Annotated in this window: 5 protein-coding genes and 1 pseudogene; 4 read left to right on the top strand and 2 right to left on the bottom strand. The window is 51.0% G+C overall.

The window, feature by feature from the left end; translation table 11 throughout:
• Window positions 1-113: 113 nt before the first annotated feature.
• Window positions 114-452, top strand: coding sequence for a hypothetical protein (locus D6783_04595; protein RME52485.1), 339 nt, complete (start codon window positions 114-116; stop codon window positions 450-452).
• Window positions 453-454: 2 nt separating this feature from the next.
• Window positions 455-1,141, top strand: coding sequence for a hypothetical protein (locus tag D6783_04590; GenBank protein ID RME52484.1), 687 nt, complete (start codon window positions 455-457; stop codon window positions 1,139-1,141).
• Window positions 1,142-1,867: 726 nt separating this feature from the next.
• On the opposite strand, the pseudogene D6783_04585 reads toward D6783_04590, so the two are convergent.
• Window positions 1,868-1,975, bottom strand: a pseudogene (locus D6783_04585) (DUF2497 domain-containing protein).
• A 1,416-nt stretch (window positions 1,976-3,391) separates the two neighbouring features.
• Here D6783_04585 and D6783_04580 point away from each other — a divergent pair.
• Window positions 3,392-4,540: a hypothetical protein gene (locus tag D6783_04580; GenBank protein ID RME52483.1), complete on the top strand. Its 1,149-nt coding sequence runs from the start codon at window positions 3,392-3,394 to the stop codon at window positions 4,538-4,540.
• Here the strand turns inward: D6783_04580 and D6783_04575 are convergent.
• On the bottom strand, window positions 4,529-5,137 hold the full coding sequence (locus D6783_04575) for a hypothetical protein (GenBank protein RME52482.1): 609 nt from the start codon (window positions 5,135-5,137) through the stop codon (window positions 4,529-4,531). The genes D6783_04580 and D6783_04575 overlap by 12 nt on opposite strands.
• A gap of 294 nt (window positions 5,138-5,431) precedes the next feature.
• Between D6783_04575 and D6783_04570 the strand changes: the two genes are divergently transcribed.
• The gene (locus D6783_04570) at window positions 5,432-5,827 is read left to right on the top strand and encodes a DUF202 domain-containing protein (protein ID RME52481.1); all 396 of its coding nucleotides are present in this window, start codon (window positions 5,432-5,434) and stop codon (window positions 5,825-5,827) included.
• The last annotated feature ends 399 nt before the right edge of the window (window positions 5,828-6,226 follow it).

Below are 6,226 nucleotides of genomic sequence, written 5' to 3'. Positions count from 1 at the left end.
GTAAACTATTTAAACTATGATTCTAATTGGGGTGCTTGATTGAGCACGTGATTCAGCACAAGCATCCTCCACAAAGGAACAAACACCGCCCAAAAACGTAGTCACAACACATCATGCAGTTTCGCAGAAAACTCTACCGCAGAGGATCCAGCACGGAAACCACCATTCCTAAACCCCTTCTCTTCTCCTTAAACGAACATGAACCGCACGATATTCTCTTTATCTACGACCCCGAAAGAGACCGCTGGTACATCGACTTTCAAAAGCGCCAAACAAAGACGCCGCCAGCGACCAAGCTACCACCAAACCAAAGCACCCGCAGCGAGAACGACGGCGAGAACTACAAACGAAAAACACTGAGAGAAGAAACGCAGAAAGAAGACCGCCACCAAAAATCTCACCCGGACAAACTTGGAACAAAAGAGAAGAAAACCTCAAAGAAGGAAACATAACGATGAAACGCCACATCTCTCACGCTCTCGCGATCATAGCCGTCTACACCATCCTCGTAGCAACAACAGCAACACTGCTCCTCACCATCCCACACTGGCTGCCCTTCGCACAAAACGCGCTCACAGGCATGGTCCCGGCGCGCTCAACGGTCAACATCGTCAACGCAACAGAAGCAAGCTGCAATGCGACCTTCAACGCAGGACTCACCATCGCCTCCTTCTTTTGCATTCCCACCTACGTAGACCGTGACACGATCACCACACACCTCCCACCCTACGAAGCCATATTCGAATACGTCCCCGGCGCTTCAGACCCGTGGCGCTCGTACAACCCAAACCTTCCCGCCTACGTGGTCCAAGACCTCACCTACTTCACACGGGAAAAAGGCTACTACATCAGATTCACGAGCCCCGGACAATTCAACTACCCCGGCATTCTCCCCAAGCCGGGACGAGCACCGCTCACGCAGGGCTGGAACCTCGCAGGATACGTTCTCAACGAAACTCGCACCATTGCCAACGCCACCGCGAGCATCGCAGGCAACTACACAGTCATTAGGACCCTCGACCCGACAGGGAGCAGCTACCAAACCTACCAGCCAGGGCTTGGCGGATCCCTCAACCAAACAGACCCCTACAAAGGCTACTGGATAAACGCAACCACTACGGAAGTCTGGGAAGTGTCCTAACCACAACCAAACAAACACAACCAACACGACGAACGCAACACCATCCAAAACCGAACCAAGCATGAACGACAACACAACCACAAAGACAAGGTACGAGCGCCACGAGCAAGCCACGAATCATCACGTGAGTCGCCACGCCGAAAAACCACCAAAGCAACCAGCATTGAATACGCAGAAATCAAAGAAACCAATCAAACCCCTTCCAGCAACGAAAGCAGCAATCACCCTCTTTGTGTTCATCTTTCTCCCCCTTCTCGCAACCCTCCTCATACCCTCTGCAACATTCGTGAGCGCACAACCACCCCTCCCAACAGAGTTCTACGGCAATGTCACCTTCTTTGCCAGCGGCGCACCTATCGGAACGGTCATAACGGCCCATGTCAACAACAACCAAACACAGTGTGGCACGTTCACCACGGTAAAGAAAGGCAACTTCGGACTCCTCACCTGCGTCGGCAACGACACCGAACAAGCCGGAACCCAAGGCGGCGTGCCCGGAGAAGAGGTTGTTTTCCGCTACAACGGCAAGCCAACCACGACACTCTACAACAAAACCTGGGCGAGCGGGGAATACCACTACGTCCACATCATCTACCCAGAAGTCACCTGCGGCGACAACTTCTGCCAACCCCTCTTAGAATCTGTCTTCACGTGCCCCCAAGACTGCAACGAGACACAAACCAACCAATCCACCAACCAAACGGGGAATCAGACCGGCAACAACACCGGCGGAGGGAGCAGCGGCGGCGGTAGTGGAGGTGGAGGCAGCGGTGGCGGCGGTGGCGGTAGCGGAGGAGGTGGAGGCAGCGGTGGAGGCGGCGGTGGCGGCGGAGGCCTGAGCGGACTCCTGGGCGGCTACACCACCTACCAAGAGAGCAAAACCGGCGGGTGCGAAGAATCATGGGAGTGCACCCCCTGGCAACCAGAGCCTTGCCCGCTCACCGGCCTGCAAAACAGAACCTGCTGGGACGTTAACGAGTGCGGAACAGAAGAGAAAAAACCGCCCCAGCTCCAAGAATGCATCTACAACCCAACGTGCTTTGATGGCGTCCAAAACGGAGGAGAACTCGGCGTTGACTGCGGCGGCCCCTGCCAACCCTGCCCCGGGTGCAGCAACGGCATTCAAGACCCTGGCGAGGAGGGTATTGACTGCGGCGGCCCCTGCCGGCCGTGCAACTCCTGCTTCGACGGCATCCAAAACTTTGGCGAGGAGGGTATTGACTGCGGCGGCCCCTACTGCCTCCCCTGCAGAAAACCGGCAATCATCGAATTCCCAGAATTCATCTGCACCAAAGACCCCAACCCGCTCACGAACGGGGCAGTGTGGTTCTTCCTCATCCTCCTCGTAGCATTCGGCTGGCGAACCTATTACTCTCTTGAACGAATCCGCACCATACGCAGAAAAGAAAAAGACCCTGTCAAGCGAGCCAAAAAAGTATACGCGCAAAAAAACCGAGTCTACCTCTTCGGCCTCATCATGATAGCAATTGATACGCTCTTCTATCTTTGGTACTACGTGTTCTTCCTCTGCCAAGCAGATCCCGCCTACCTGCTCTTCCTTCTTTTGTTCCTTATCATCGCGCCGATCCTCATTTACAGTATCATCCGCGCCATCGAGTACAACGAACAAAAAAAGCTTCGCAAACTCATGCAACTCTACAAAACCCACCACGACGAGATTCAACGCCTCATCACCATCGAAACCGAACACATAGCGCAACTCGAAGAAGAAATTTCAGAACTCATTGCAAACATTGTTTTCGAGAAAAAAATCAAAGAGCTTGAAAAAGCATTCCCTAAACTCAGAGCCATTTACCGAGACATGATCGCCCTCTACGACGTCTACAAAGAAAAGAAAAGCGCCTACGGGCTGGAGCGCGACCTTTGCCAAAACGTGTACGACCTCGAAACAAACGAAGAATTCAAACAACTCGCAGAGAAGCTTCCGGAAGCAGGGCAAATCTACCAAAAACTTAAAGTCCTTTACCAACACTATGAAGAAAAACAAAAACTCTACGACCAACTCACCGCGATAGAAGAGGAAGAACAAAAACAAAAGAGCGGGCAAGAAGCCAGCGACGAGCAAACGTTACAAAACACTCACGACCACCAAACCACCCCTGAGAAGAACAAAGCATCCGCAAGCGAAAAAGAAAAAAACAAAGAAGACACGGACAAAGAACAAGACAAGGCCGCGACTGAAGAAAAATAACGCCAAGCAGAAGAAAACACGGAGGACAACACAACGCCATGAATACTCCCTACCCAACCGTCAAACATTGGGAGGCAGACCTCAACAACGTCCTTGCTCGCCTGGAACGCGCCAAAAGAGAAACTGAAGAGCTATTCACTAATCTCAAACGCCTCGCAACATACCAAACCGCCATGCGCGAAGCATTCAACAAACTCGAAACAGAGAGAGACGAGAAAAAATGGAAAAAACACCTTCTTAAAGAAACAAAACCCCTTCTTCATCTCATCAATCGCGAAGCGCCAAACACGAACAAAACACTTGAGAAAACCAGGGAAGCGCTCATTGACTTCATTATCGCCCTTCCTGAAAAAATCCAAGAGCACCTCGCAAAACAAAACTTCGTCACTGGCATTGAACGAGCAGAGCAAGCAACAAGGCAAATCCCCCGCGCGCTCTCTCAACATATCCACCAAGGATTTCTTGAAACCACCATTGACGTCGAAGCCCTTGAACGAGACGCGAAAGACGCAGTATCAACTCTGAACGAGGCAAGACAAGCCCTTCAACGCGCAGAACAGGCCCTGCAACAATCAAAAGAATACATCTCCCGTGCTCTATTCCTAAGAGAACTGAAACACAGAAGAGAACAAAGCGAAATCCTCGACATTACCGCAGCGCTCAAAAAATTCAACCTCGCACCGCGCCACATTCTCATCGATACTAACATCTTCATAGATTTCTATGCACTGGGAAAAATACATAAAAAAAAGTACTACCTAATCGACTCTCCGCTGCGGCCCATCCTCTTAACAAGCATCCGTCAAGAACTACGAAGGCGCCCGCAGCGAGTATATACGAGAGACGACAGGGAGAAGTACAAACTCAGCAGCTCGTTTATTCACTACATAGAATCGGTCTGCCAATACATCCCATTCACGCCTCCAAAGCCAGTGGCAAGCCATCTTTTCCGCGTGTATCTAGGAACAGAACAAGGATTTACCGCAAAAGAAGGCACACGCGGGAGCTTTGATAACTCAGCAGATATCGATTTGCTTGCCTTTTCTCTCTTGCATCCCCACGATGGCACGGTGATTTTTTCCAACGACAACGGCGTCCAGCAAACCGCAGAACGTCTTCGCGAAGAAGAAGGAGTTCGGGTTGTTGTTATAAAATACCGCGGCGGCTTGTTTGGCTTAGCTGCGTAATGCTTGATACGCGAGCGCAATCTCTTCAAGCACGCTCCTCCCTTCAGAACCCAACCCAGCAAGCGCCTCCACACTCGCCTTTCGATGCAACGGAAACTTTGCTTTAAATAGGTCGTAGACATCAACAACAAGAGGAAGAGCAACGTCCTCTTCCAAAATCCCAAACGGATCATACGCTATTGTAAGAAACCGCTGAGGACTTCCTGGCCTTCCTGGCGTATCGCTGTGACCTTGTTGTCTTCGGAACATTTGCAAGGCAGCACGCCGCGCTGTTGATGCAAGAGAGACAGGCGTCTTGCTTCTCGAGTCAGGAGGCGCGCTTGGAGCAGGGTTGTAAAAACATACAGGCACGGAGTACCATTCTTTGCTTAGCAGGGAAGCATCCTGATGCTTCGCTGACAGTGGCGATTGTCCCTGGCCGAGCAAGACATCGTAGTGATGGCTACCCAGCGGGCTTGAGAGGCGGTAGAAATGCGCATACGGTCCTACGAGGTTCTCCAACCTGTTGCCGAGCGCTTCAATACCGGAAACGATGAGCACGCCCCGACTATCAGCTTCTTCCAAAGGATCCGTTCTAGTGGTATACTCAAGAACCATCGTTGTAAGACGGGAGACGACCAACCATTTAAAAAACTTCTGTTTTTTACTACTCAAGAGAAAACACAAATGCAGGTGGTGTGGTGGGGGTGGGCTTTGTAAGACGACCTGTGCAACGCTTACCTCGACCAATGGCTCTTGCCGAAACGGGGAACTGGCCTTTACGCTATTTCTTCCTTGCTGTCCTTCTTCTTTGCAAACGCCCCGCTCTCACGAAGCATAACGATTGGTGTACAACGAACGGCTTGAGAAAAAGAAAAAAAATTTAAAGGAAGGAAGGAGAGAGTTCGCTACATGGCAAGCAAGCGCAAGAAAAAAAGGGGGAACGAAAAAAGCAGGCAACGAGAAGAGTTCTCAGCATTTAACGACGACCACCCTTTTGGACTTACGAAAACAGAGCAAGACATCTTAAGTGAAGAGCGTACCTCGCTATCAGAAGAGCGCACCCTGCTCAGCTACGTTCGCACTTCCTTGGCCCTCATCGGCCTCGCCTTGCTCCTTCTCAAATTCTACGGCGACGCCCACGACAAAGCCAATGAAAATCCCTCTTTGTGGGTGTGGATCTCCGCCATCCTCTTCGTGCTCGCCGTCCTCATCGTCCTTGAAGAAGTCTGGCGTCTCAAACACTTGCGCAGGGAACGAGAATTGCTCATCAGAAGCCTCGTCCGCCAACGCGAAAGACAAAACTAAGACGAATCAGACAAGGACGGACAGACAAGGACGGACTGAAACAAACGACAGGACGTTCTTAACCGCAAAAAATTTTTTCACCCCCTTTCTTAGTTTTTCAACCTTTAAGACTGTTTTACAGCCAAGCTTCGTTATCATTCTCGTAAAGCGGGAATGCGGGAATGTGACAGACGCCGCAAGGGATTCTCCTCTATCTGATTCCCTCCTATTTCTTTGCAAACTACTTTGCAAACCGCTTTGCTTTAACGGTTCTTCGCGGTTTGTTACGTGGTCGTTCGGTGATGCTTGCCAAACCGGCTGCTCTTCGGGCGTTCGCTGCTTGACGCTGCGTTTCTTGTTTCGTGCACCCTTTCACGCTTCCAAAAAAACTTAGCGAACTTATAGAACTTAGTAAAATAT

This window comes from Candidatus Woesearchaeota archaeon (assembly GCA_003694805.1).
Taxonomy (GTDB): domain Archaea; phylum Nanobdellota; class Nanobdellia; order Woesearchaeales; family J110; genus J110.
Note: the sequence above shows the minus strand (reverse complement) of the source record. Positions and strands in the feature narration are given on the sequence as shown.

Bases quoted from the DNA above. Each gene is read 5' to 3' on its own strand.
- D6783_04575 (RME52482.1), bottom strand. From the start codon at position 5,137: ATGGTTCTTGAGTATACCACTAGAACGGATCCTTTGGAAGAAGCTGAT.
- D6783_04570 (RME52481.1), top strand. From the start codon at position 5,432: ATGGCAAGCAAGCGCAAGAAAAAAAGGGGGAACGAAAAAAGCAGGCAA.
- D6783_04590 (RME52484.1), top strand. From the start codon at position 455: ATGAAACGCCACATCTCTCACGCTCTCGCGATCATAGCCGTCTACACC.
- D6783_04595 (RME52485.1), top strand. From the start codon at position 114: ATGCAGTTTCGCAGAAAACTCTACCGCAGAGGATCCAGCACGGAAACC.
- D6783_04580 (RME52483.1), top strand. From the start codon at position 3,392: ATGAATACTCCCTACCCAACCGTCAAACATTGGGAGGCAGACCTCAAC.